We start from the raw sequence: 24,322 nt of genomic DNA on the forward strand, positions 1-24,322 counted from the left end.
TCCCGGAGAAGCGCCGCCCGCCGTTGGGCAGCTCTCGCCCCGAGGTTAGAAACGCGGACGTTGCGACGACGTTGCGGACGGGCGCACATGGCCTCGCCCGCCGGGCCTCGGGGGCGTCCATCCCGCGGGCGCGGCCTGTTCGGACTCCACCTCGTCGAGCCGGGACCGTACCGCGGCCGTCGGTCGTACGGCGGCCAGCGCCCGCCACACGTCGAGGTCGTCCTCGCCCCACGGGGCGCGTGCCCAGTCCGCCAGCAGGTCGGGGTCGCGGCGCGCGATGAGCGCCGTGCGCAGTCCGTCGGCGAGCCGGCGTCGCAGGCGCACGACGGCCGGGGCCATCGAACCCGGGAGCAGTGGACCGGCGTACGCCGTCATGGCCCCCGTGATCGCGCCCGAGCCGAGCCGACGCTCCACGACCGCGACGTCCGACTCGACCGGCGCCGTGAGCCGGTAGGGGCGCGAGGCCAGCAGGCCGGAATCCAGCAGACGGCGCAGGCGGGTCAGTTCGGCGCGCAGCGTCACCGGCGTCACCGACTCGTCCTCGTACAGCGCGCACAGCAACTCGTCGCCCGTCAGGCCCTCCGGGTGCCTGGAGAGCAGCACCAGGATCTCGCTGTGTCTGCGGCTCAGCCCGACCTTGCGCCCTCCCGCGACCAGTTGAGCCTCGTCACGGCCGAGCGCGGTCAGCTCGACCGTGTCCGCGGCCGTCCTCGGTGGTGCGAGCAGCGCCAACTGGGACTCCGCCGCACGCGCCACCGCCTGCACGAAACCGAGGCTGTGCGGGTGCGCGAGTCCGTCCCCGCCGGTGATGTCGATCGCACCGAGCACCCGGCCGGTGCGCGGGTCGTGCACCGGAGCCGCCGCACACGTCCACGGCTGGACGCGCCGTATGAAGTGCTCGGCCGCGAAGACCTGCACCGGACGGTCGACGGCGACCGCGGTCCCCGGCGCGTTCGTACCGACGGCCGTCTCCGACCACCGGGCGCCCGGTACGAAGTTCATCCGTCCCGCCTGGCGTCGGGTCGTCGGATGGCCTTCGACCCACAGCAGCCTGCCCTGCGCGTCACAGACCGCGAGAAGATGCTTGCCGTCCGCGGCGAACGTCCCCATGAGCTCGCGGAAGAGCGGCATCACCGCGGCCAGCGGATGCTCCGCCCGATAGGAACCCAGATCCCCGTCCGTCAGCTCCACCGTCGCGGTCCCGTCGGGTACGACGCCCGCTCGCGCCGAGCGCCGCCACGACTCGGCCACCACGGAGCGCACCGGGCGCGGCACCGTGCCCGCCTCGGTGAACGCCTCGTGCGCCCGGCGCAGGGTTCGCACTCGTTCGACGGGATCGGCACCCGGTTCCAGGGCAACCCATGGATCGGTCATTCGGCCTCCCGGCATGGCGATGCGGCTGGGACCATCGTCACGTCCAGCGAGGATCCGGACAAGCTCTGTGACGGTGCGGCGGTAGTCGGGACAGGGCGAGCCCGGAGGCGACGCGCAGGGGAGGGAGAAGCAAGGCGGCGTCGGCAGTCCGTCGTTCAGAGGCGCAGCGCCGCGGCGGTCTCGCGCAACCGCGCGTGCAGACCACGATGCGTCTCGCGCGCGGGCAACCACTCCTTGCGGAGTTTCGCGACGCAGGTGTAGTTGGTGTCGCAGACATTGGCGAGCGGTGATTCGACCGCCTGTGTCGCGAACTGGTAGGCGTCCAGTTCGCTGAACCCGTAGTCACGCACCAGCCACTGCACCAGGTCGAGCTGGGAAATGCGGAACGCGTCCTCCAACGGGCGTGCCGAACCGGTCGAGATGATGTGCGTGTCGGATTCGATGCGCGGCCAGGGGGTGGCGACTCCCTTGAGCAGCTCGACGATCACCACCGTGTTCATCGCGCACTCGACCGCCACGCCACACGTCTCGCCCTCGCCCTGCCGCGCGTGCCCGTCACCGAGACTCAACAGGGCCCCCTCGACGTTCACCCCGAGATAACAGGTGACGCCGGCTCGCATCTCCGGCGTGTCCATGTTCCCGCCGTGGGCGTCCGGCACCAGCGCCGAGCGCACCTCCAGATTCGCCGGCGCCACCCCGACGGTGCCGTGCATCGGATCCATGGGCAGCTCGATCCGGATGTCGCTGTCCCGCGCGCGGAACAGGGCGGTACGCCGCTCCCGGTCGAGCTGCCAGATCCACACCGTCTCCGGCAGCGCCGGCTGCAGCGTGGCCGTGGTGTGCGTGGACGTGAGCGCGCCGAACAGCGGGACCGTCGTCGAGGCCGCCCAGTCGCGGGCCGGCTCGATCGACACGAAGTGCACGGCCACGGTGTCACCCGGCTCCGCGCCCTCCACGTGGAAGGGGCCGGTCTGCGGATTGAGGAACGGGAACTCGCACACCTCGGACACCAGGTCCTTCTCGGAGCGCACCCGCCCGGCGAAGCAGTCCTCCGTGTACAGATCGAGGATGGTGCCCGGCGCGACGCGCGCCACCGGCGGCGCCCCGCCGAAGGTCCACGCGTACTCACCGGGTCCGGGCCGTACGGTCAGGATACGAGGGTCGCTCATGGCTGTGTGGCTCCGCTCTGCCGGGGATCGGGGGACGAGGTCTCATCGAGCTCATCGAGGTGGACACGGGCGGTCTCGGCTATGCGCCCGGGGTGCCGGCGCGAGAGGATGATCAGCACCACGACTCCGGTCATCATCCACACCCCGACGACAGGTCCCGCGTACGACACGGGTGCGGTCAGCTCGGAGACGAAGTCGAAGACGGGCAGACCCGCGGCGGTCAACAGAGCCGGGACGAAGGCGACGATGCCCAGCAGCGGGAACAGCAGATGCCGTACCGGACGGAACAACTCACGTCTGCGACGCAGGAAGTAGCCCGCGCAGGCGAGATTCACCACGATGTACACACCGATCACGACCGTCACGATCACCGTCGCGAGCAGCAGGAAAGCCGTCACCGGGTCGTAGGCGAAACCGAGCCCGAGCATGGCCGCGATCGCCACGGCGCACTGTATGGCCACCCCCGCGACGGGGGAGCGGTGCCGGGGATGCAAGCGCGCGAACAACTCCGGGAAGACCTTGATCCGGCCCAGGGCGAAGGCCGTCCGGGTGGAGACGGTCGCGCAGGCGTTGGCGTTGGCGATGGTGGAGTTGACCACGGCCAGGAACACGAGCACCCAGAACAGCCCGAACGAGGCGCGCGCCACACCCTCCCAGGACGCGGCTCCGGAGGCTGAGAAACCCGCGAAACGGTCAGGGCCGACGTACACGGCCATGGCGTAGGTGGTGAGGACGTAGACAAGACCGATCGCCAGCGCCGCGCCGAGGACCGCGCGGTGCATCGTCCGGCGCGGATCCTTCGTCTCCTCGGCGAGCGGGGCCGCCGCCTCGAACCCCGCGAAGGCCAGCACGGTGTAGACCGATCCCGCGAACACGCCGCCGATGCCGTCGTATCCCTCGGCGGTGTGCGACGTCCCGAACACCGACAGGGTGTTGTCACCGCCCGCCTTGACGATCAGCCAGATGGCGAAGACGAGGAAGACCAGCACCTCGAAGACGCCGAGAACGGTCCCGAAGCGGGCCGAGGCACGCACTCCGAAGTAGCCCGCCACCGCGATGACCGCGGCTCCGGCGAGCGACCACGGCCACCACAGGTCGTCGGGGTACGAGGACCACTCTTGGTGCAGCGTGCCCGCCGTGGTGAACCCGAGCTGCAGAAGCAGCAGCGGGGGCACCAGTGCTTCGACGAACACATAGCCCCAGCCGACCAGAAACCCCACGGTCGGGTGCAGTCCCTGCGCCGCGTACGTGGACACCGAGCCCGCGGAGGGCAGTTGCCGCGCGAGCTCGGCCACACACGACGCGGTGAACAGGCACGCGACGAGCGCGATCAGTACGGACAGCGGCAGGCTGCCGCCCGCGAACGCCGCGCCCGACGGGATGGACGCGGCGACCGCGGCGGCCGGCGCCATGGCCGTGACACTCTGGAACAGGACCTCGCGCAGCCCGATGGCGTCGCGCCGCAGTCCCGCAACAGTCTCCCCCGACATGTGATCCCCCGATCCGCCCGGACACCGAGCCGTCGGCCCCGATGGCTGCGCCTCGCGTGAATCACGTTACGGCGCTTGCCGGTTGGGCTGGAAGAGCGAGGCGTGAGTCGGTGGACAAGTCCTGGACTGTGGACAATCCGGCCACCCGAAGGAGGGAACGGGAGCTCCGCGCCGCGTTCCGTGACGGCCGCGGCCGGGCGCCGCGACCTGCCTACGACCGCCCAGCGACCGACGACGGATCGTCGAGCACGGCCCGCACCACCGAGTGGGCGGCTCCCAGCAGCGGCCCTTGCGGACCCAGCCGCGAGACGGCCACGGCACAGGCGGGACCCGCCGTGCGTCGCGCCAGCTCGTCCTCCAGCGAGGGCAGCAGCCACGGCGCGAGGCCGGACAGCGCTCCGCCCAGCACGACGGTCTCCGGGTCGAGCAGGTTGACCGCCCCGGTCAGCGCGATGCCGAGCGCGGTTCCGGCGTCGCGCAGGGCGCGTCGAACCTCTTCGTCGCCTCGGGCGGCACGCTCGGCCAGTACCCCGACGCGGTCGCCGCCCGGTTCCAGACCGGCCGCGCGCAGGACGGCCTCCTCACCCGCGTACTGCTCGAGGCATCCTCGGCTGCCGCACGGGCACTCCGGCCCGTCCGGACGCACCGGGACATGGCCGAGCTCGCCGGCGAAACCCCGTGTCCCGCGCAGCAGGTGCCCGTCCACGAGCACCGCCGCGCCGATACCGATCTCCGCCGACACGTGCAGGAAGTCGCGAGCGGTCGCCTTGCCGAGCCAGAGTTCGGCGAGGCCGCCGAAGTTCGCCTCGTTGTCCACGGTCAGCGGCAGTTCGGCGGGCAGCAGCGCACCGAGGTCCGTGTCGTGCCAGTCGAGGTTGGGGGCGCGGACCACGGTCCGGGCGTCGCGTGCCACCAGGCCGGGCACGGCGACCGCGAGGCCCGCGGGCCACAGTCCCTCACGCTCGGCCTCGGCGACGACCTGACGGACCAGGGCGGTCAGTTCCCTGATCACGGGGCCGGGGGGACGACCGCGGTTCGTGCCGTGCCGCACCGCACGGGCCCGTACGTCTCCGCGCAGATCGACCACGCACGCCGCCAGATGGTCGACGCCCACCTCGGCGCCGACCCCGGCGGGTCCGTGTCCGCTGACCGCGAGGGCCGAGCCGGGGCGCCCCACCCGGCCGGGACGCTCGGGGCCGAGCTCTTCGAGGAGTCCGGTACGGATCAGCTCGTCGACCAGCGTGGAGACGGCCGCCCGGGTCAGACCGATGCGCGAGGCGACGGCGGCACGCGACAGCGGCCCGTCGGCTCTCACGGTGTGCATGACCCGGGCGAGGTTGCGACGGCGCATGCCCTGCTGGGTGTCGGGCAGCCGAGGGGCGGAACCGGCCGGGTGGGCCTCGTGCAGCGGTGCGCTCATGCCTCCGTCAGTCCTCGTCCGGCCGGTCCCCGTGGGGGCTGTCCTGGTCTGTGCGCGGTCAGTTCCTGTTCGACTCCCGTTCCAGCAGCGGGGCCGCGTCGGAGAGTACCCCGGCGATCCTCGCGAGGGTGTCCTCGTCCCGTTCCACGGCATCCAGCACCGGGCCGCGGGCCGTACCCCAGCGCCGAGCGACCGCGGCCGGATCCTCGCCGGTCAGCAGACCCGCGGCCTGCGCGGCGGCGCCCAGCGCGACCAGTTCCCTGGCCGCCGGCACCTGTACCGGACGTCCCGACAGCCGGCGTACCGTCTGCTGCCAGGCCGTGCCCCGGGCACCCCCGCCGATGAGAAGCAGCGGTGCGGAACGATCGGCGTCCGCGTCGAGCACCAGGTCCAGGGCGCCGAGCAGCGAGTGGACCGCGCCGTCGTACGCCGCCTGGAGGAGCTGCCCGCCCGTCGTGTCGTGCCGCAGCCCGTGCAGCAGGCCCGAGGCGTGCGGCAGATCGGGGGTGCGCTCGCCGTCCAGGTAGGGGAGCAGGGTCACGCCCGCGCCGGGTTCCACGGCCTCGCGGTCGAGCCCCAGCAGGGCGGCGATGCGGTCGACGGCGAGGGTGCAGTTCAGGGTGCAGGCCAGCGGAAGCCAGTCGCCGCGCGCGTCGGCGAATCCCGCGACGGTACCCGTCGGATCCGTGGGGCGCCGCGTGGAGACGGCGTACACGGTGCCCGACGTGCCGAGACTCAGCACCGCGGTACCGGGTCGCAGCCCGAGGCCGAGCGCGGCGCCCGCGTTGTCACCGGTGCCTGCGGCTACCAGTGTGCCCCTGGAAAAGGGCAGCTCGTCGTGGGCGTGCACGGTTCCCGCCACCTCGCCCGGCCGGACGACGCGGGGGAGCAGGGCGGGGTCGAGGCCGATGTGCGCGAGGACCTCCTCGTCGTACGTCTCGGACCCGGACGCCCACCAGCCCGTACCCGAGGCGTCGCCACGGTCGGTCGTGGCCTCCCCGGTGAGGCGTTCGGTGAGGTAGTCGTGCGGCAGCCTCACGGCGGCGGTGGCGCGGACGGCGTCCGGTTCGTTCTCGGCCAGCCAGGCCCACTTCGTGACCGTGATGGAGGGGCCGGGGACGGTTCCGGTGCGCTCGGCCCAGGCCTTCGGGCCGCCCAGCTCGTCGATCAGCCGGCGGGCCTGGGGCGCCGAGCGCACGTCGTTCCACAGCAGAGCCGGGCGTACCGGATCGCCCTGGGCGTCCAAGGTGACGAGACCGTGCTGCTGACCGCCGATCGAGACCGCCGCGGCCTCGTGGGCCGCGTCACCGCATTGGTGCAGTGCCTCACGGAGCGCGTCCCACCACTGCCGCGGATCGCTCTCGCGGCCCGCTCCGGTGGAGACCGTGTGCGGCGCCTGCCCGCTCGCCACCACCCGTCCGGTCGATGCGTCGACGACCAGGGCCTTGGTGGACTGGGTGGACGTGTCCACCCCGACGACGAGCGGACCCTCGGCTGCTGACATCGGGCTCTCCCTCTTCCGCGGCTCCGCGGGATCTGTCCTTATGGTGGGCTTTTGGACCGGCGCGGCCCAGCTTTCACACTTCGTCTCTTCCCAGAGACGCCTTCGCATACTAATTTGTTAACCGCCATGACGAAATAGTCGGAGCTAGCAAGGAGCCGCGGCATGAACTACCAGCCCACCCCCGAGGACAGGTTCACCTTCGGCCTGTGGACCGTCGGCTGGCAGGGAAGGGACCCGTTCGGCGACGCCACCCGGCGCGCCCTCGACCCTGTCGAGTCGGTGCAGCGCCTGGCCGACCTGGGTGCCTACGGTGTGACCTTCCATGACGACGACCTGATCCCCTTCGGGTCCTCGGACAGCGAGCGCGAGTCGCACATCAAGCGGTTCCGCCAGGCCCTGGACGCGACCGGCATGCGGGTGCCGATGGCCACCACCAACCTCTTCACGCACCCCGTCTTCAAGGACGGCGCGTTCACCGCGAACGACCGGGACGTGCGCCGCTACGCGCTGCGCAAGACGATCCGCAACATCGATCTGGCGGTCGAGCTGGGCGCCCAGACGTACGTCGCCTGGGGCGGCCGTGAGGGCGCCGAGTCGGGCGCCGCCAAGGACGTACGTGTCGCCCTCGACCGTATGAAGGAGGCCTTCGACCTCCTCGGCGAGTACGTGATCGCCCAGGGTTACGACCTGAAGTTCGCCATCGAGCCGAAGCCGAACGAGCCGCGCGGTGACATCCTGCTGCCCACGGTCGGTCACGCGCTCGCGTTCATCGAGCGGCTGGAACGCCCGGAGATGTACGGCGTGAACCCCGAGGTCGGCCACGAGCAGATGGCCGGGCTGAACTTCCCGCACGGCATCGCGCAGGCACTGTGGGCGGGCAAGCTCTTCCACATCGACCTCAACGGCCAGACCGGCATCAAGTACGACCAGGACCTGCGCTTCGGGGCCGGCGACCTGCGCTCCGCGTTCTGGCTGGTCGACCTCCTGGAGAGCGCCGGATACGCGGGACCCAAGCACTTCGACTTCAAGCCGCCGCGCACCGAGGACCTCGACGGGGTGTGGGACTCCGCGGCGGGCTGCATGCGCAACTACCTGATCCTGCGGGAGCGGTCGGCCGCCTTCCGCGGCGACCCCGAGGTCCAGGAGGCGCTGCGCGCGTCGCGCCTGGACGAACTGACGCAGCCCACCGCGGCTGACGGCCTGCAGGCGCTGCTCGCGGACCGTGCGGCCTTCGAGGAGTTCGACGTGGAAGCGGCGGCCGCGCGCGGCATGGCCTTCGAGCGGCTCGACCAGCTCGCCATGGACCACCTGCTCGGCGCACGGGGCTGACCGACGAGTCGGTGAGGCGTGGGGCCCGCTTACCGGTACTGCGGGCCCGCGCCTCCCGGTGCCGATCTCCGCGGGAATTACCCGGAATCATGCGGTCCGTGGCATGAGTCCGTATCAACTTCCGCGCGGGGGTCGCCATGTGACCGGTTCGAGCCGACTCTGGGTGGTATGGCCACGCCGCCCTTACCGCCCCAGCCCCCTCGGCCGCCGGAGAACACACCGCCTTCAGGAGGCGGTGGCTTCGGTCCGCCGCCTGAAGGCTACGTGCCCTCGTCCGGCGGCCATGGCTCCCCTTCGGGAGGTTACGGCCCCCCGTCCCAGGACGGAGGCGGCGGCTGGTACCCCCCGCCACCGCCCCCGCCACCGCCTCCGGCGCCGCCCGGTGGCCCTGGAGGGCATCGTGGAGGGCGGCGCCGAAACCCCCTGCTCCTGGTGCTCGTCGCGGTCGTGGCCCTCGCAGCCGTCGTCACCGTGATCCTGTTGGTCGGCGGCGGCAGCGACAAGCCCGACAAGAAGGGGCCCGCCGAGACCAGTAGCGGCACGGAGAGTTCTCCCTCACCCTCACTGAGCATCCCGTCCGGGCTGCCCAGTGAACTGCCCACTGCGCTGCCTTCAGGGCTGCCCTCGGAGTTTCCGTCGGAACTGCCGAGCGGTCTGCTCAGCGATCTGCCGAGTGATCTCCGGTCACTCGTCCCCGATCTGGCCGACGACGAAGTGCCGTACTACATGTTGGGGACAGGCGACTGTTTCGACACCAGCGCGGCCCGGCCCGGGCAGGCCGCCAAGCGCTCGTGCCGCGCGCCGCACGACGCGGAAGTCGTCGAATTGGGCGAGCTCAACGGCACCTATTCCACGGACGCCGCCCTCAAGAAGGCCGCTTCGTCCCTCTGCGCGGCACCCCTGGAACGCAAGGCGGCACAGCAGCCGGCGGGCACCGTCCGCGGCACGCTCGTGCAGTACCCGGATTCCGGCACCTACAGGACAGGCATCGACAAGGTGGCCTGCAGTCTGGCCGCGGACATCGGCGGCGGCACGCGCAGGCTCACCGCACCTCTGGCGTGACCGGCACGCACGCGTGGCCGCTGTTCGCGCCGCACGCACGCGTCTCGTACGCGAACGGTCCTGAGCTCTTGATTCGGTGCCTCAGACGCGCGTACGCCCGGCCGCGAGGCGACGGGCGTGCTGCTTCATCCGTTGGTCGAGACGCCGCGCGGGTCTCCCGCCGCCATCGCGAGAGCCGTGGCCGGATCGCCGACCGCGGGTCCCGCAGGCGTCCAACGGCCATGCTCCTTGCGGTACGGCCACCACCGGCCGTCCTGCCCAAGGCGCAGCTGGACCGGCGCGCCGACCACGGTCCAGTGGTTGCGGGACGCGATCAGCGACGGCCGCTCGTCCTCGTCCCAGGCGGACGCCAGCGCGGCACGCGCGCGTGCGAGAGCCTCGGCGCCCACGGTCCACTCGTCCTCGAGCACGGTCAGCGCCACCGCTCCGCCGAACTGCCAGGCACGCACCGCGAGCGTCAGTTCCTGGCCGTCCCGCCCCGATCCATGGGCGAGTCGCCGGGCGATCGACGTGTCCGGACCGGCCGCCGCGAGGCGGACCGCGTCCTGCTCGAGCGTCAACTCCTCCTCCGGTGACCGCGATCCACGGTCCGGTCCGATCGAACGGGCCAGCAGTCGGTACGCCTCGGCCGCCGTCGCCATGGCCAGGAACTCCAGGGCGGGCGGGTCGACGCCGGGCGCGGGCGCGGCCCCCGTGTCCAAGGAAGGCGGCCGTCCGGGCCCTGCGGGCAGTCCGGGAAGGACGGGCAGGGGAGGCAGGATGTCACCGGCCGCGTACGCCTCGGCGGCGGCCACGCCTTGTGAACGGGCTTGCGGCACTGCCCGGGGACGCCGGCTCCGTACGTTCGCGCCGCCGACGCTACCGCCGCGCTGCTGGAGTTCGTCGAGCAGCGTCGGTTCGGTGCGCCCGCGCAGGAGCAGCAGGACGAACGGGTCCTGATCCAGTAGGCGCGCCATCTGATAGCAGAGCGCCGAGGTGTGCCCGCAGTGGTCCCAGGCCCCGCAGTCGCAGTCGGCTTCCAGGTCGCCGAGCCCCGGGAGCAGTTCGACGCCCGCGTCCGCCGCGTCCTCGACCAGGTGCGGCGGCATCTCACGGTCGAGCAGCGCCGCGACGTGTCCGGCCCGTTCGACGGCCATGTCCAGGAAGCGGTCCCACCCTTCATCGGTCATTTCCTGAACCAGGACGTCGGCCCGATGCGTGGTGTGATCGCGATCCCGGACGACGGCCGTGATGCGTCCCGGACGCACCGACACGGAACCCACCGCTCCCGCGCGCGCGAGCCCGCGTCCCGCTCTGAGCTGTTCGGAGTCCAGCGCGGCGTCCTCCAGGGCCTTCACCCAGGCGCGCCCCCACCACGTGTGCGCGAAGCCCCGCCCGCGCGAGGGAGGCAGCGCCGCGAACGTACGCTCCTTGTCACCGTCCGTCATCGTGTGCCCCCGCGAAGTTCCACCAGTTCGGCCAGTTCCACGTCGGTCAGTTCCGTGAGCGCCGCCTCCCCGGCACCCAGGACGGCGTCGGCCAATCGCTGTTTGCGCCGCAGCATCTCGGCGATGCGGTCCTCGACGGTCCCCTCGGCGATCAGCCGGTGCACCTGCACGGGCCGGCTCTGGCCGATGCGGTACGCGCGGTCCGTGGCCTGTGCCTCCACCGCCGGGTTCCACCAGCGGTCGTAGTGCACGACATGCTCGGCCCGCGTCAGGTTCAGGCCCGTTCCCGCGGCCTTCAACGACAACAGGAAGACGGGGATCCCGCCCTCCTGGAAGCGCCGCACCATCGCCTCGCGCTCGTTGACGGGTGTCCCTCCGTGCAGGAACCGGGTCGGAACGCCACGTGCCGCGAGATGGCGCTCGATGAGGCGTGCCATCCGCACGTACTGGGTGAAGACCAGAACGCTCGCGCCCTCGGAGAGGATGGTGTCGAGCAGTTCGTCCAGCAGCTCCAGCTTCCCGGACCTGCCGGGGATCCTCGGCAGGTCCTCCTTGAGGTACTGCGCCGGGTGGTTGCAGATCTGCTTGAGTCCGGTGAGCAGCTTCATGATCAGGCCGCGCCGCGCCATGCTGTCCGCGCCCGAGATCTCCGCGAGCGTCTCGCGCACCACCGCCTCGTACAGACCCGTCTGCTCCGCCGTGAGCGAGACGGCGTGGTCGGTCTCGGTCTTGGGCGGCAGCTCGGGCGCGATACCGGGATCCGACTTGCCGCGTCGCAGCAGGAAAGGCCGCACCAAGCGGGCGAGCCGCTCGGAGGCCGCCGGATCCTGACCACCCTCGACGGCCTGCGCGTACCGCGTCCGGAAGGAGCCGAGACTTCCGAGCAGACCCGGTGTCGTCCAGTCCAGGATCGCCCACAGCTCCGAGAGGCTGTTCTCCACCGGCGTGCCGGTCAGCGCCACGCGCGCGCGTGCGCCGATGGTGCGCAGGGCCCGAGCCGTCGCGGAATAAGGATTCTTCACGTGCTGGGCCTCGTCGGCGACGACCATGCCCCAGGACACCTCGCCGAGCCGCACGGCGTCGAGCCGCATCGTGCCGTAGGTGGTGAGCACGAACTCCCCGTCCTTCAGACCGTCCAGGCTGCGCCGCGAACCATGGAACCGGCGCACCGGCGTACCAGGGGCGAATCTCTCGATCTCGCGCTGCCAGTTGCCCATCAAGGAGGCCGGGCAGACCACGAGTGCGGGGCCCGCGCCGGACGGTTCGGTCTGCCGGTGCAGATGCAGTGCGATCAGGGTGATCGTCTTGCCCAGGCCCATGTCGTCCGCGAGACAGCCGCCCAGTCCCATGGAGGTCATCCGGGCCAGCCAGTTGAGACCGCGCAGCTGGTAGTCCCGCAGTGTTCCGTGGAGTGCGACCGGCGGGCCGACCGGCTCCTGCGCCTCCGGGTCCGCCAGCTGCTCCCGCAGCGTCGCCAGCCACCCCGAGGGCCGTACGTCGACCCGGTGGCCGTCGACCTCCGCCGAGCCCGTCAGAGCGGCGCTCAGCGCGTCGATGGGTGTGACCTCGCGGTCCTGCCGTGCTCGGGCGTGACGCACCGCGTGAGGGTCGACGAGGACCCACTGGTCGCGCAGCCGCACCATCGGACGGTTCGCCTCGGCGAGCAGGTCCAACTCCTGCCGGGTGAGCTCCTGATCGCCCAGCGCGAACCGCCAGTTGAACGTGAGCAGGGCGTCCGCGGACAGAAGGGACGGCGTGTCCCACGCGACCTTCTTCAGCCTCCGTCCCTCTTCGGACGGACCGACGACGGCGCGCGTGGTCAGCTTGCGTGCCAGCTCCTTGGGCCAGTGCACGTCGACACCGGCGAACGCCAGCAGTCGGGCGCCCTCGCCGAGGAGTTCGGTCACCTCCTCGTCCGCGAGTTCCAGGGCATCCGGAACCGTCGCCGAGAGCAGCGGTGTGAGCGGGGCCCAGGCGTGGGCCGCGCGGCGCAGTGCGAGCAGGACGTCCATCCGTGCCCGCGGGCCAAAACCCGGCGCACCGGCCCAGACCGCGGAGGCGTCCGCGACGACGCCGGGATCGCTCACGCTGTGCACCTGCGGCACCCCGCGGAAAGGCGCCCGCGTCGCATCCCCCTCGACCGACGACAGGCCCGGGATCTCCACGCGCAGTGAGACGCGTACGCCCGCGTCGTGTCCCGCGGCCACCTCGGCGGTCCAGGCGCGCTGCTGTGGCACGTGCTGCGGCTCCTGGGCCGTGAAGGCCGGACCACCGGCGGCGAGCGTCGCGGCGGGTGAGCGGGGCAGCGCGTCGGCCACCGCGTCGAGGAAGGCGTGCAGCAACCGCCCCGGGTCGGGCAGCCGCGGTGGCTCGACGTCACTCACTGGTACGGCGTGCGCCTCCGGTGGCATCGCGGAGGCGAGCTCGCGCATCCGTTCCAGATCGTCGGCGCGCAGCGGCCCGGCACGCCACGCGTCGTGGCCGTCGCCCGTCAGCCCCGGCAGCAGCAGACCCCGAGCGGCGAACTGGAGGGCGAGCACCGAGGCGGCACCCCAGAACGTGGTCGCCCGGTGCGCCTGCGCGACGGCACGCGCGCGTGTGAGGACCGGCAGCGCGGCCCGGACGGGAAGTTCGACGGCGGCGACGGTCACCAGCTCGACACCCCCGTCGCCGGGAAGTACGACGGTCAGGTCCCGCGTCGTGCCCGACGCCACCGCGGGAGGGATGTCACCCTCGGGCCGCCAGAAGGCGACGCGCCCGGTGCGGGCGGGTTCGGCGGGCATGAAAACGGCACAACAGAGGGCCAGTTCGGAGATCTCGGCGGATGTGGCCGCAGGAATTCTCTGCACGGCGATGACGCATTCCTCAAGTTTGACTACTGGGGGCCGGAGCCGCCGAGGGTACAGCACTTCCCCCGCACGGGCGGGTACGCCGCCGCACTGAAACGGCTCACTCGCAACGGGGGTGCAGGTAACCCCCCTGCGCGTGCGGGGGAAGCCTCCGTACCCATCCGGGTGATGGCGCCATGGTTGCCGATGGGCCCCGATTCGTACGTTTCATCAGGTCAGCCCATACCCTGAGAGAACCGGAGACCCAACCATGCCCGACACCGCCGCAGCCGTCGCGGAACACCCTCCAGGGGTAGGCATCGGGCAGTCCCCAGGAAGCGGGTTCGCACCCCTCCTGCGCGTCGTCAGAAATCAGGGTCTCCTGGAGCGGCGCCGCGGCTGGTACGCGCTCACGATCACCGTGAACACGCTCTTCCTGGCCGCGATCGTGACCGGCGTCGTCCTGCTCGGCGACACGTGGTGGACGACGCTCCTCGCCCCGCCGCTCGCCGTGGTCTCGGCCCGGACGGCCTTCATAGGTCACGACGCGGGCCACTCCCAGATCACCGTCGGCAAGAGGACCGGCCGCGTGATCGGTCTGATCCACGGCAACCTGCTCCTGGGAATGAGCTATGGCTGGTGGAACGACAAGCACAACCGGCACCACGCCAACCCCAACCACATCGACAAGGACCCCGACGTCGTCGCCGACGTCCTGGTCTTCACCGGTGAGCAGGCCAAGGAGCGGGCCGGTTTCCGGCGCTGGCTCACCCGCAACCAGGCCTGGCTCTTCTTCCCGCTCACTCTCCTGGAGGGTGTCGCTCTGAAGGTCCACGGCTTCCGGGATCTGCGGAGGCAGACGCCACGCGAGCGGGCGGTGGAGGCCCTGTTGCTGGTGGCGCACGTTACGGCGTACGCGACGCTGCTGCTCACCTCCATGTCCCTCGGCAAGGCGCTGGCCTTCGCCGCACTGCACCAGGCGCTGTTCGGCCTGCACCTGGGCATGGCCTTCGCACCGAACCACAAGGGTATGGAGATGCCCGACCCGGACGGTGAACGCTGGGGCCATCTGCAACGCCAGGTGCTCACCTCGCGCAACATTCGCGGCGCCGTCCTGACCGACTGGTTCCTCGGCGGCCTCAATTACCAGATCGAGCACCACTTGTTCCCGAGCATGCCCCGGCCTCATCTGAGGCGCGCCCAGCCGCTGGTACGCGCACACTGTCGGGAATTGGGTATCCCCTATGCGGAAACGGGGCTCGTCGACTCCTACCGGCAGGCCTTGCGTCACATGTACGAGGTCGGTGAGCCGCTCAGGGCCGAGTAGTCGCGGAAGGACTCGGTGGTGTGTGCGGAAGGACTCAGGGGCGAGTAGGGGAGCGACTCAGGGATGTCTCAGGGTCGCGCACCGGAACCGTGGACGGCGCGGACCCGTTTTCAAGACAGAGAGCGGCAGTAGCCGCGAAGGAGGCGACACATGTCGAAGAACGCGAAGATCGCCGCAGGGGGTGTGGCGGTCGGCCTCATCCTGCTGATCTGGCTGCCCTGGTGGGCCGCTTTCCTGATCGTGGTGGGGGTTCCCGCGGCCGCGTACCTGACGCTGGACCCCTCGCAGCGGCGCCGGCTGCGCCGCATCACCCGCAAGGAGCTCGGACGCTGAGCGCTGCCGGGCCGGTGCGGCCCGGCCTGGGCCCGGTCCCGGGCCCGGCGTAGCGGGAGGCGGTTACGCCGCCGCTCGCGGACCTGCCGGCCCTACGGTCCGTGGGCGGCAGCACGCACCGTCCGCGGTGGTCGCGCGACGCGCTCGCTCAGCTGGGGCGAACGGCCATCTTGTCGAGGGCTTCCAGGAGACCGGGCAGTTCGGGGCCGCGCCCGACGGGCAGCACCTCACCGGGTTCGTCGTCCAGGAGGACGAACGCGATGTCGTCGGTCCGGGCGACCATCGACCAGCCCGGGCCGTCGGCCCGCAGCGTCCGGGCGTCGCCGGTGGCGAACGACGAGCGCACACGGCCGAGTGGCGGCGGCGTGTCCACGTAGGACCGCGCCTCGGCGAGCACCCGGCGGACACCGCTGCGGCTCCTGCCGCCGCTCGCGGACTCGTCCTGAGGCGTGTTCTCGTCCTCAGTCCTGTCCTGCGCCCTGTCCTCCACGTGAGCCTTGTCCCCGGCCTGATCGTCGCTCTCCGCCGTGACGAACTCGTCGTCGTCGATCTGTTCCCGCCATGTCGACCACTGGAGGGCGATCTCGTCGGCGCCGAGACGCCGTTGCGCCGGCCCCCAGCCGGTGGTGTCCGGGGGGCTGAGCGGCGGCCGCTCCGCGAGTTCGGGAGCGGGATCGTGCGGGGCGGGAACCCCCGGAGCCGCGACGGCGACCGCGAGGGGCCAGCCGGGCAGCGCGCAGACGACCGTCCGCTCGTCGGGGGACAGTTCGTGCTCCATGCCGCAGTCCCAGGACGCGATGGCGACGGCGACCAAAGAGACATCGTCGATGACGACCGTCCACCGCGCGCCGTCGCCGTCCTGGCCGAGCACGATCCCGTACCCGTCGGACAGGGGCGCCAGATCCAGCGCCGCGCAGGCCTCCGGGTAGTCGTCCCCCAGCACGCTGGGGAACTTCGCGGGCGTCAGCAGCACCGCCGTCAACACATACAGCGCGTCGTCGTCCCCGGTGGCGACGGTGTCATCGTCCCCGGTGGTGACGGTGTCATCGTCCGTCCCGGCCATCCCAACCTCCCCATCGCTACGTTCGTCGGCGCACCCTAGTGCGACCGGAAGGTGCTTGTCACGGGCCCGAAGCACACGCGGAGCTGCAGTTATCCGGCTGGACAGGGGCGAAACGACCGTCGCGGCCCCCGGCTTTCAGCCGGTCGGCAGACCGAGCAGCGTCCGCGCCACGGTACGGGGTGACTCATCACGCTCGCGGGCCAGGGCGATGACGGCGCGGCAGGCCAGTTCGTTCACCCCGAACGACAGGGCCTCGGGCGACACCCAGGTCGCGGCCTCGTCGATCCGCTCCTGGTCGTCCTCCGCGCACGCCGACACATATGCGGCGGCGGCCTCGAACAAGTTGTGCGCGCGCTTCTCGGGGCGCTGCTTCGCAGGCCGCCGCCCTCCGGTCTCCTCGGCCGTCCTGGGGCCCCACAACCTGCGGAATCTGGCGAACATGCCGGACATCGGACCGCCTTCCCCTGCGGGCTCGTCATCGCTGACCGTTCCTGTGCTGCTACTCAACGTAGAGTTGGAGCCTCGGCGGCAGAAGGGGGACGGCTCGGTGAAGCGCTACGAGCGGCTCGAGCGGATCCGGCGGATGGACCCGCGCGAAGAGGCGTCGGAGATCTACCGGCTCAGCTCCGTCTACGAATTCCCCTGGGACCTCGCCCGCGCCCTGGAGCTGGCCCTGTACCGCACGTACGCCGTCCCAGGCATCGGCAGGCTGCTCGCCGAGACGGCGGAGCTCACCGACCGCACGCAGAAGCGCTACGACGACACCGCGCTGCTTCTGGACACCGTCGTCGAGCATGGCTTCGACTCCGGGGAGGGGCGTACCGCGATCCGGCGCATCAACCAGATGCACCGCAGCTACGACATCTGCAACGCGGACATGCGGTACGTGCTCTGCACCTTCGTGGTCGTGCCCAAACGGTGGATCGACGCCTACGGGTGGCGCAGGATGTCCCGGCACGAGATCGTCGCGTCCGCCGTCCACTACGGCACCCTGGGGCGGCACATGGGCATCCAGGACATCCCGGAGACGTACGAGGAGTTCGAGGCATGCCTCGACGCCTATGAAGAGGCCCATTTCGGGTGGGACGAGGGCGCGCGTCGCGTCTCCGACGCGACCCTCGACCTGATGGCCTCCTGGTACCCGCGCCCGCTGGCGCCCCTGCTGCGCGCCTCGACGCTCGCACTGCTCGACGAACCGCTGCTGCGGGCGTTCCGGTACGAGCCACCGGGCGCCGCCACTCGCGCGCTGGTGCGCCGTGCGGTACGGGCGCGCGGCCGTCTGGTCCGGCTGCTGCCGCCCCGCCGGGCCCCGCACTACGCACGGCAGAATCGGGAGATCAAGGGTTATCCGAACGGCTACCGCGTCGCCGAGCTGGGAACATGCCCGGTGCCGGGTGTGCGCGGCTGCTCCGCCTCACCCGTCACTCGCGTCGAGTGAGGCGATAGTGGCCCGCAGCCAGGACAGTTCGGCCACACTCGTGGCCCGCGCGATGGTCAGGACGCCTCGCCTGAAGGGGTCGTCCAGTTCCTCGGCACGCAGTGGCCGGTCGCCTTCGTAGAAGAAGCTCGCCGGCTCTTCCAGGAAGGCGAGCCTGCGGCGCAGCACCGAGACCTGGGCCGCCGGGTCGTCGAGGTGCCGCAGGAAGGCGAGCACGGTGAACCATCGGTTCTCGTCGGAGATGTCGCTCCGCGCGGGTTCCGCGAGTCGGCGGCGCAGTGCGCGTTTGCCGTCCTCGGTGAGTGTCAGGACATGGCGGGGGGCGGCCACGGCTCCCGGCTCCGTCGTCCGCGCCAGCATGCCCGCCTTCTCCAGCCGCTTGATCGCGGGGTACAGCGTGCTTTCGGCGACGGGTTTCACGTGCCCGGTCAGCGCGGTGATGCGCTTGCGGAGTTCGTAGCCGTGCAGGGGGGAGTCGTACAGAAAGCCGAGGATGGCCAGTTCCAGCATGTCTCGCATTGTGTCGCACGGACGCTGCGCACCGGCCCGCCAGCAGCTCCGCTCCACCACACCTCGCTCCATCGCCATCGGCACACCCGATACATCGCACTCGTAATACCTCGGAGGCGATGTATTCTCCACGGGAAGACGGGAACGTCGCGGCCGACGGAACGGCTCCAGGAGGAGAAGCGATGAAGCAGGCAGAGTTCGACGGCAGCGGAAGTCGGATCCGCTGGACGGAAGTCGCGGGGGTGGATCCGGCCCGGGTATATGTGCACGGCCTGGGATCGGCATCGGCGGTCTACAACGCCCACATCGCCGCCCGGCCCGAACTGGCAGGACGTCGCTCCCTGTTCGTCGACCTGCCGGGTCATGGCATCAGTGACCGGCCCGTGGACTTCGGTTACACCCTGGAGGACCACGCCGACGCCCTGGCCGCCGCTTTGGACGAGGCCCGTGTCACGGCGGCGGAGCTCGTCGCCCACAGCATGGGCGGAGCCGTGGCCATCGTGCTCGCGGACCGCCGGCCCGACCTCGTGTCGAGGCTCGTCCTCGTGGAAGCGAATCTCGACCCGTACGCCCCGGGCGACGCGGGCGGCAGCGGTATCGCCTCGTACGCGGAGCGGGAGTACGTCGAAAACGGCGGCCACGCGCGCGTGCTCGACAAGGTCGGCCCCGCCTGGGCCGCCACCATGCGACTCGCCGACCCGCTCGCCCTCCACCGGACCGCGACCGGGCTCGCGCGCGGCACCACGCCCACCATGCGCCACCTGCTGGAGCGGTCGACGGTGGCCCGTGTCTACCTGCAAGGGGAACTGAGCGGCGAACTGGACGACAGAAGGGGGCTGGAGGCCGCCGGTGTGCGCGTGGTGAGCGTCCCCGGGGCGGGGCACAACATCATGTTCGACAACCCCGACGCCCTCGTGGCCGAGATCGCCGCAATAGTGTGAGGTCTCAGCTCCGGTGCACGGCGAGCGCCAGGAAGCGCTCGTCCTCGTCGGCGTACGACGTCATGTCCCATCCGGAACCCGCCAGCAGGGGACGCAGATTCGCCTCCGCGCGCAGATCGTCCGGCGTGATCCTGCGACCCTGGCGGGCCGCGAGCGCCGCCCGGCCGATGGGATGGAACAGCGCCAGCGTGCCACCGGGACGCACCACACGCGCCAACTCCCGCAGATTCGCCTCCGGGTTCGGCAGATGGGCGATGAGGCCCGCGCCGAACACGGCGTCGAGCGACCCGGTGCGCAGCGGCAGCGCGGCGACATCGGCGAGCAGCAGCTGCCCCTCGCGGCCCCGCCCGGCCCGTACGGCGGCCGCCAGCATCGCCGGGGTCAGATCGGCCCCGATGACCACTCCGGACGGTCCCACGGCCGCCCGCAGCGGCGGCAGGGCGCGCCCGGTGCCGCAGCCCGCGTCGAGTACCCGGTCGCCCTCACGCAGGCCGAGTTCGGCCGCCGCGGCCGCGTAGGCGGGCCCGTCGTCGGGGAATCTGGCGTCCCAGCCGGCGGCGCGCGGTGAGAAGAACTCCCGGACGTGTGTGTGGTCGTCGCTCATGTTCCGCATGATCCCGCACCGACATGAAGGACGACGCTGCGCACACGTTCGAGCGTGATGTGATCGCTCGCCCGCCTTTCTGCGCCATATTGCAACACCTTTCGAAATGCGCCCCCTTTGTGCGCCCCGGGTCGGGCTAGCGTCCGTGGGCCATGGGACACCTGGACCACGCCGCCTTCGGGTGGCTGACCCCCGTGCTGTCGTACGCGATGGCCTGTACCGGCGCCGCTCTCGGGCTGCGCTGCACCGTCCGCGCGCTCGCCGCCACCGGACGCGCGCGTCGCAACTGGCTCCTCTCGGCGGCCTCGGCGATCGCCACCGGCATCTGGACGATGCACTTCGTGGCGATGCTCGGGTTCGGCGTCAGTGGCACGGAGATCCGCTACGACGTCCCGCTGACGATCCTGAGCCTGCTCGTGGCCCTGGTCGTTGTGGGCGCGGGCATCTTCGCCGTCGGGTACGGCCGTGACCGGGGACGTGCGCTCGCCCTCGGCGGACTCACCACGGGGCTGGGGGTCGCGAGCATGCACTACCTCGGCATGGCCGCGCTGCGACTGCACGGCTCCGTGCGCTACGACCCGATGCTCGTCGGACTCTCGGTGGTGATCGCCGTGGTCGCGGCGACCGCGGCCCTGTGGGCGGGGCTCAACATCAAGTCGCCCGTCGCGGTCGTCGGGGCCTCACTCGTCATGGGCGGCGCCGTGAGCAGCATGCACTACACCGGAATGCTGGCGGTGAGCGTCCGCGTCAGCCCTTCCGGTGAGGCTCTTCCCGGGGCCACGGTGATGCAGTTCGTCTTCCCCCTCGCCGTGGGCCTCGGGTCCTATCTCTTCCTGACCTCGGCGTTCGTCGCACTGTCACCCACGGCTCGCGAGCGTGAGGCGTCCGCGGCGGCCCAGCGGCCGGTCGAGAGCGCCGCCCGCTAGCCGCGGCCCGGTGCCCGGCCGACCTGCCCGGAACGCCCCCGATTCATTGAGTGAGGAGGCCATGCGTACACCCCGTAAAACCCCCGCAACCGGCGCCGAGTCGCCGTCCCAGGCTCCGGCGCGCGGCCGTCGCGCCCACGCCGGCCCGCCCGCCGAGGAGTACGGCGGCCTCGACGAGGACGCCGACGGGACGGGACCCGAGGGGAACCCGCGTCCCGGCGCGATCCCGCGTCGCGGGGGTCGTTGGAACCCGCGCCCCCGCACCGTGCGGGCCAAGATCGTCTGCCTGCTGATGGTGCCGGTCGTCTCCCTGTTCGCGCTGTGGGCGTACGCCACGGTGACCACGGCTCAGGACGTCGCGCGACTGCGACAGCTGCAACGCGTGGACTCGATGATCCGTGTCCCGATCGACAACGCCGTCACCGCGTTGCAGGCTGAGCGGACGGCCACGGTCCGCTACGCGACCGATCCGGAGTCCGAGCGGCCGAGCGACCTCAGGACGTTCGCGGAACGTACCGACCGCGCGGTGGCGAAACTGCGGCTCGGCGACCGCAACACCGTCGCCGATGGCGCCGACCTGCCTGCCGGGGTGGCCGGCCGCCTCGACTCCTTCGTCACCGCGGCGGAGGACCTGCGAACACTGCGTATCGCCGTACGCGAGCGCCGTGCCGGGTGGAACGAGGTCTACGGGCAGTACACCAAGGCCATTTCGGCCGCCTTCACGGTGACCGGCGCGCTCACCAGCGTCCAGGACCCGGGACCTGGATCCGAGGCGCGCGTGCTCCTCGAGTTCTCCCGGGCGAGGGAGGCGCTCGCGCAGGAGGACACGGTGCTGGCCGGCGCGCGGCTCGCGGGCACGCTGGAGGGGGAACGACTGCGGCTGTTCACCGGAGCCGTCGCCACCCGCCGTGCGCTGACCGACGCGTCCGTCGCGGATCTACGGGGGGCTGAACAAGCGTCCTGGCGCGACCTCATGGGCGGGAGCGCGTACGCCGACGTGGGCGCCGTCGAGGACAGTGCGCTCGCCTCCCGGCCGGGCGCCGCCGCCCTCGCCGCCGCGTCGGAGGCCGACTGGAACGCGCCTCACGCGCGCGTGCGTGACGCCATGCGCACGATCGAGGCCCACGCGGGCCGAGGTGTCGAGGGCCGGGAGTACCCGTTGACCCGCGGTCTGCGAACGCCCGCCGGCGCCGCCGTCGTGTTCGGTCTCGCCGCCGTCGCCGCGTCACTCGTCATCTCCGTGCGCATCGGCCGCGGCCTGGTCGTCGAACTGGTGGCCCTGCGCAACAGGGCCCTCGAGATCGCCCGGCGCAAACTCCCCGACGCGATGCGCAAACTGCGCGCGGGGGAGGAGATCGACGTGCGGGCCGAGGCCCCGTCCGGACCGCCCTCCGAGGACGAGACCGGTCAGGTCGCGGAGGCCCTGAGCACCGTCCACCGGGCCGCCCTGCGCGCCGCGGTCGAACGCGCGGAACTCGCGAGCGGGATCTCCGGAGTCTTCGTCAACCTCGCCCGGCGCAGCCAGGTCCTGGTACATCGTCAACTCAGCCTGTTGGACAGCATGGAGCGCCGGTCCGAGGATCCGGACGAACTGGGCGACCTCTTCAGGCTCGACCACCTCACCACCCGTATGCGGCGGCACGCGGAGAACCTGATCATTCTCTCGGGCGCGGCTCCCGGCCGGGCCTGGCGCATGCCGGTCTCACTGACGAACGTGGTCCGTGCGGCCGTGTCCGAGGTCGAGGACTACGCGCGCGTGGAGGTACGGCAGTTCCCGGAGGCGTCCGTCATCGGCGCCGCTGTCGCGGACCTCACGCACCTCCTGGCGGAAGTCGTCGAGAACGCCGCGCAGTTCTCACCTCCGCACACCCATGTCCGTATCACCGGCGAGCCGGTCGGCAACGGCTACGCGCTGGAGGTCGAGGACCGGGGGCTCGGGATGGGCAAGGAGACGCTCGACGAGGCCAATCGGCGCATCGAGGAGACCGAGACGCTCGACCTGTCCGACAGTGACCGGCTCGGTCTCTTCGTGGTCAGCCGACTCGCCGCCCGGCACGACATCAAGGTGCACCTGCGGACCTCGCCCTACGGAGGCACCACCGCGGTCGTCCTGTTGCCCACGGCGCTGCTGCAGCCGGGTCCGGCGGAACGAGCCCCTCGCAGGGCGGACACCGAAGGGCCCGCGGAACGCGAGTACGCGCGCGTGTCGGCAGCGCCCGAAAGGGAGGCCGTCCAGGCGCCGGCCGAGCGGCCCGTCCTCGTGGCTCCCGTGCCGGCCGCCGTCGAAGCCCCCGGGAAGACCTCACCCGAGACGCCGCCACCAGGAGTCACCACCTTGCGGCTGCACCGTCCTCCGGAAGCCTCCGACGGTGACGACGGCCTCCCCAGACGCGTACGGCAGGCCAGTCTCGCACCCCAACTGCGTGAACAGCGCCCCGAGGAGCCGGCACATGTCCCCGGTCCCAGGAGCGAGGACACCCGCACCCCCGAACTCGTACGGGACCGAATGGCCGCTTATCGCGCCGGCTGGGCGCGTGGTAGCGGCCGGACAGCCGGTCGCGGCGGCACCTCAGCCCCCGATGCGGGTGGCGACAGCGGCGAAGGAGACCCCGCGTGATTCAGGACCCGAGCCTGCGGGCTGCCCAGAGATCCGGCGAGCTCGACTGGCTGCTGGACGACCTGGTGCTGCGTGTGGCCGAAGTACGGCACGCGGTGGTGCTGTCGAACGACGGGCTGGCGGTCGGCGCCTCCACCGGCCTCGGACGCGCGGACGCCGAACACCTGGCCGCCGTCGCTTCCGGCTTCCACAGCCTGGCGAAGGGCGCGGGCCGCCACTTCGGCGCCGGAGGCGTACGCCAGACACTGGTCGAGATGGACGACGGCTTTCTGCTCGTGGCGGCGGCGGGCGATGGCTCCTGTCTCTCCGTTCTCACCGCCGCGACGGCCGACATCGGGTTGGTGGCGTACGAGATGGCGCGGCTGGTCAAGCGCGTCGGCGAGCATCTCCACGCACCTCCGCGCGCCGCCGCGCCGCCGCCCGCCGCCGGATCGGCCGAGGAAGGCCGATACGGATGAGCGAGGACGCGGTGGGCAGCCAGTGGTACGACAACGAGGCCGGGCCCCTGGTCCGCCCGTACGCGATGACGGGCGGCCGCACCCAACCCGGCCCCACCGGGGTCCGCTTCGACCTGATCGCCCTGGTCACGCTCGACACGACCGCGTCCGGGGCCGACGACTCGCTGCTCGGGCCGGAACACCGCCACCTCATCGACCTGTGCCGCGTCGAGACCCAGTCGGTGGCCGAACTCGCCGCGGACACCGACCTGCCGGTGGGCGTGGTCAGAGTCCTGCTGGGCGACCTTCTGGAACGCGGCCGCGTAACGGTCAGCCGCCCGGTGCCGCCCGCACAACTGCCCGACGAGCGGATCCTCCACGAGGTGATCGCAGGATTGAGGGCGCTCTAGGGCATGTTGCGAAAGTCCCGCCTGCCTCGCGACGCCTGGCACGTACTCTCGCCGCACCGGGCGAAAACCCGAGTACGGTCCAGTACGCGGGCTTCCGCCCGGCACGCCGAGAG

21 protein-coding genes are annotated in these 24,322 nt (G+C 71.7%); 10 read left to right on the forward strand and 11 right to left on the reverse strand.

Annotation, left to right across the window (positions count from 1 at the left end):
• Nucleotides 1-45: 45 nt before the first annotated feature.
• The 5 genes from ACFVTC_RS01255 to xylB form a co-directional block, all read right to left on the reverse strand.
• Entirely contained in the window at nt 46-1,374 is a 1,329-nt protein-coding gene (locus tag ACFVTC_RS01255; protein ID WP_390122693.1) for a GAF domain-containing protein, read from the reverse strand.
• 155 nt (nt 1,375-1,529) lie between these two features.
• Entirely contained in the window at nt 1,530-2,543 is a 1,014-nt protein-coding gene (locus ACFVTC_RS01260) for an acetamidase/formamidase family protein (protein ID WP_390122695.1), read from the reverse strand.
• On the reverse strand, nt 2,540-4,033 hold the full coding sequence (locus ACFVTC_RS01265; protein WP_390122697.1) for an APC family permease: 1,494 nt from the start codon (nt 4,031-4,033) through the stop codon (nt 2,540-2,542). The genes ACFVTC_RS01260 and ACFVTC_RS01265 overlap by 4 nt, the downstream gene beginning before the upstream one ends.
• A gap of 211 nt (nt 4,034-4,244) precedes the next feature.
• A complete protein-coding gene (locus tag ACFVTC_RS01270; protein ID WP_390122699.1) occupies nt 4,245-5,453 on the reverse strand; it encodes an ROK family protein in 1,209 nt (402 codons plus the stop codon).
• A 58-nt stretch (nt 5,454-5,511) separates the two neighbouring features.
• Nucleotides 5,512-6,957 carry a xylulokinase gene (gene xylB, locus ACFVTC_RS01275; protein WP_390122701.1) on the reverse strand — a complete coding sequence of 482 codons (1,446 nt, stop codon included), beginning with the start codon at nt 6,955-6,957 and terminating at the stop codon, nt 5,512-5,514.
• 162 nt (nt 6,958-7,119) lie between these two features.
• Between xylB and xylA the strand changes: the two genes are divergently transcribed.
• On the forward strand, nt 7,120-8,286 hold the full coding sequence (gene xylA / locus ACFVTC_RS01280) for a xylose isomerase (protein ID WP_168526900.1): 1,167 nt from the start codon (nt 7,120-7,122) through the stop codon (nt 8,284-8,286).
• 447 nt (nt 8,287-8,733) lie between these two features.
• The gene (locus ACFVTC_RS01285) at nt 8,734-9,348 is read left to right on the forward strand and encodes a hypothetical protein (RefSeq protein WP_390122703.1); all 615 of its coding nucleotides are present in this window, start codon (nt 8,734-8,736) and stop codon (nt 9,346-9,348) included.
• 125 nt (nt 9,349-9,473) lie between these two features.
• On the opposite strand, the gene ACFVTC_RS01290 is transcribed toward ACFVTC_RS01285, so the two are convergent.
• Together ACFVTC_RS01290 and ACFVTC_RS01295 are read right to left on the reverse strand one after the other, a co-directional pair.
• The gene (locus ACFVTC_RS01290; RefSeq protein WP_390122705.1) at nt 9,474-10,775 is read right to left on the reverse strand and encodes an SWF or SNF family helicase; all 1,302 of its coding nucleotides are present in this window, start codon (nt 10,773-10,775) and stop codon (nt 9,474-9,476) included.
• Complete coding sequence (locus ACFVTC_RS01295) at nt 10,772-13,624, reverse strand: DEAD/DEAH box helicase (RefSeq protein WP_390122707.1); 2,853 nt, start codon at nt 13,622-13,624, stop codon at nt 10,772-10,774. Before ACFVTC_RS01295 ends, ACFVTC_RS01290 begins: the two co-directional genes overlap by 4 nt.
• A 250-nt stretch (nt 13,625-13,874) precedes the next feature.
• On the opposite strand from ACFVTC_RS01295, the gene ACFVTC_RS01300 reads away from it, so the two are divergent.
• A complete protein-coding gene (locus tag ACFVTC_RS01300; protein WP_390122709.1) occupies nt 13,875-14,930 on the forward strand; it encodes a fatty acid desaturase family protein in 1,056 nt (351 codons plus the stop codon).
• Nucleotides 14,931-15,080: 150 nt separating this feature from the next.
• On the forward strand, nt 15,081-15,263 hold the full coding sequence (locus tag ACFVTC_RS01305; protein WP_148008078.1) for a hypothetical protein: 183 nt from the start codon (nt 15,081-15,083) through the stop codon (nt 15,261-15,263).
• Nucleotides 15,264-15,411: 148 nt separating this feature from the next.
• Here the strand turns inward: ACFVTC_RS01305 and ACFVTC_RS01310 are convergent, their stop codons facing one another.
• The gene (locus ACFVTC_RS01310) at nt 15,412-16,326 is read right to left on the reverse strand and encodes a hypothetical protein (protein ID WP_390122711.1); all 915 of its coding nucleotides are present in this window, start codon (nt 16,324-16,326) and stop codon (nt 15,412-15,414) included.
• A gap of 135 nt (nt 16,327-16,461) precedes the next feature.
• The gene (locus tag ACFVTC_RS01315; protein WP_381235954.1) at nt 16,462-16,767 is read right to left on the reverse strand and encodes a hypothetical protein; all 306 of its coding nucleotides are present in this window, start codon (nt 16,765-16,767) and stop codon (nt 16,462-16,464) included.
• A 106-nt stretch (nt 16,768-16,873) separates the two neighbouring features.
• Between ACFVTC_RS01315 and ACFVTC_RS01320 the strand changes: the two genes are divergently transcribed.
• Entirely contained in the window at nt 16,874-17,764 is an 891-nt protein-coding gene (locus ACFVTC_RS01320) for an oxygenase MpaB family protein (protein WP_390122713.1), read from the forward strand.
• Here ACFVTC_RS01320 and ACFVTC_RS01325 read toward each other — a convergent pair.
• Nucleotides 17,741-18,274: a PadR family transcriptional regulator gene (locus tag ACFVTC_RS01325; protein WP_390122715.1), complete on the reverse strand. Its 534-nt coding sequence runs from the start codon at nt 18,272-18,274 to the stop codon at nt 17,741-17,743. The two genes, ACFVTC_RS01320 and ACFVTC_RS01325, sit on opposite strands and share 24 nt — an antisense overlap.
• Before the next feature lie 182 nt (nt 18,275-18,456).
• Between ACFVTC_RS01325 and ACFVTC_RS01330 the strand changes: the two genes are divergently transcribed.
• Nucleotides 18,457-19,215 (forward strand): alpha/beta fold hydrolase, encoded by a 759-nt coding sequence (locus tag ACFVTC_RS01330; protein ID WP_390122716.1) that lies wholly within the window; start codon nt 18,457-18,459, stop codon nt 19,213-19,215.
• Between the two features lie 4 nt (nt 19,216-19,219).
• Here the strand turns inward: ACFVTC_RS01330 and ACFVTC_RS01335 are convergent, their stop codons facing one another.
• Nucleotides 19,220-19,819: a class I SAM-dependent methyltransferase gene (locus ACFVTC_RS01335; RefSeq protein ID WP_390122718.1), complete on the reverse strand. Its 600-nt coding sequence runs from the start codon at nt 19,817-19,819 to the stop codon at nt 19,220-19,222.
• Nucleotides 19,820-19,971: 152 nt separating this feature from the next.
• Here ACFVTC_RS01335 and ACFVTC_RS01340 point away from each other — a divergent pair, with 152 nt between their 5' ends.
• The 4 genes from ACFVTC_RS01340 to ACFVTC_RS01355 all read left to right on the forward strand — a co-directional run bounded on the left by ACFVTC_RS01340 (nt 19,972) and on the right by ACFVTC_RS01355 (nt 24,209).
• Nucleotides 19,972-20,745: an MHYT domain-containing protein gene (locus ACFVTC_RS01340; RefSeq protein ID WP_390122720.1), complete on the forward strand. Its 774-nt coding sequence runs from the start codon at nt 19,972-19,974 to the stop codon at nt 20,743-20,745.
• 61 nt (nt 20,746-20,806) lie between these two features.
• Entirely contained in the window at nt 20,807-23,362 is a 2,556-nt protein-coding gene (locus tag ACFVTC_RS01345) for a nitrate- and nitrite sensing domain-containing protein (protein ID WP_390122722.1), read from the forward strand.
• The gene (locus ACFVTC_RS01350; protein ID WP_390122724.1) at nt 23,359-23,820 is read left to right on the forward strand and encodes a roadblock/LC7 domain-containing protein; all 462 of its coding nucleotides are present in this window, start codon (nt 23,359-23,361) and stop codon (nt 23,818-23,820) included. The genes ACFVTC_RS01345 and ACFVTC_RS01350 overlap by 4 nt, the downstream gene beginning before the upstream one ends.
• A complete protein-coding gene (locus ACFVTC_RS01355) occupies nt 23,817-24,209 on the forward strand; it encodes a DUF742 domain-containing protein (RefSeq protein ID WP_390122726.1) in 393 nt (130 codons plus the stop codon). Before ACFVTC_RS01350 ends, ACFVTC_RS01355 begins: the two co-directional genes overlap by 4 nt.
• The last annotated feature ends 113 nt before the right edge of the window (nt 24,210-24,322 follow it).

Origin of the sequence: Streptomyces sp. NPDC057950, from assembly GCF_042887295.1 — a bacterium.
Lineage (GTDB): Bacteria > Actinomycetota > Actinomycetes > Streptomycetales > Streptomycetaceae > Streptomyces > Streptomyces kaempferi.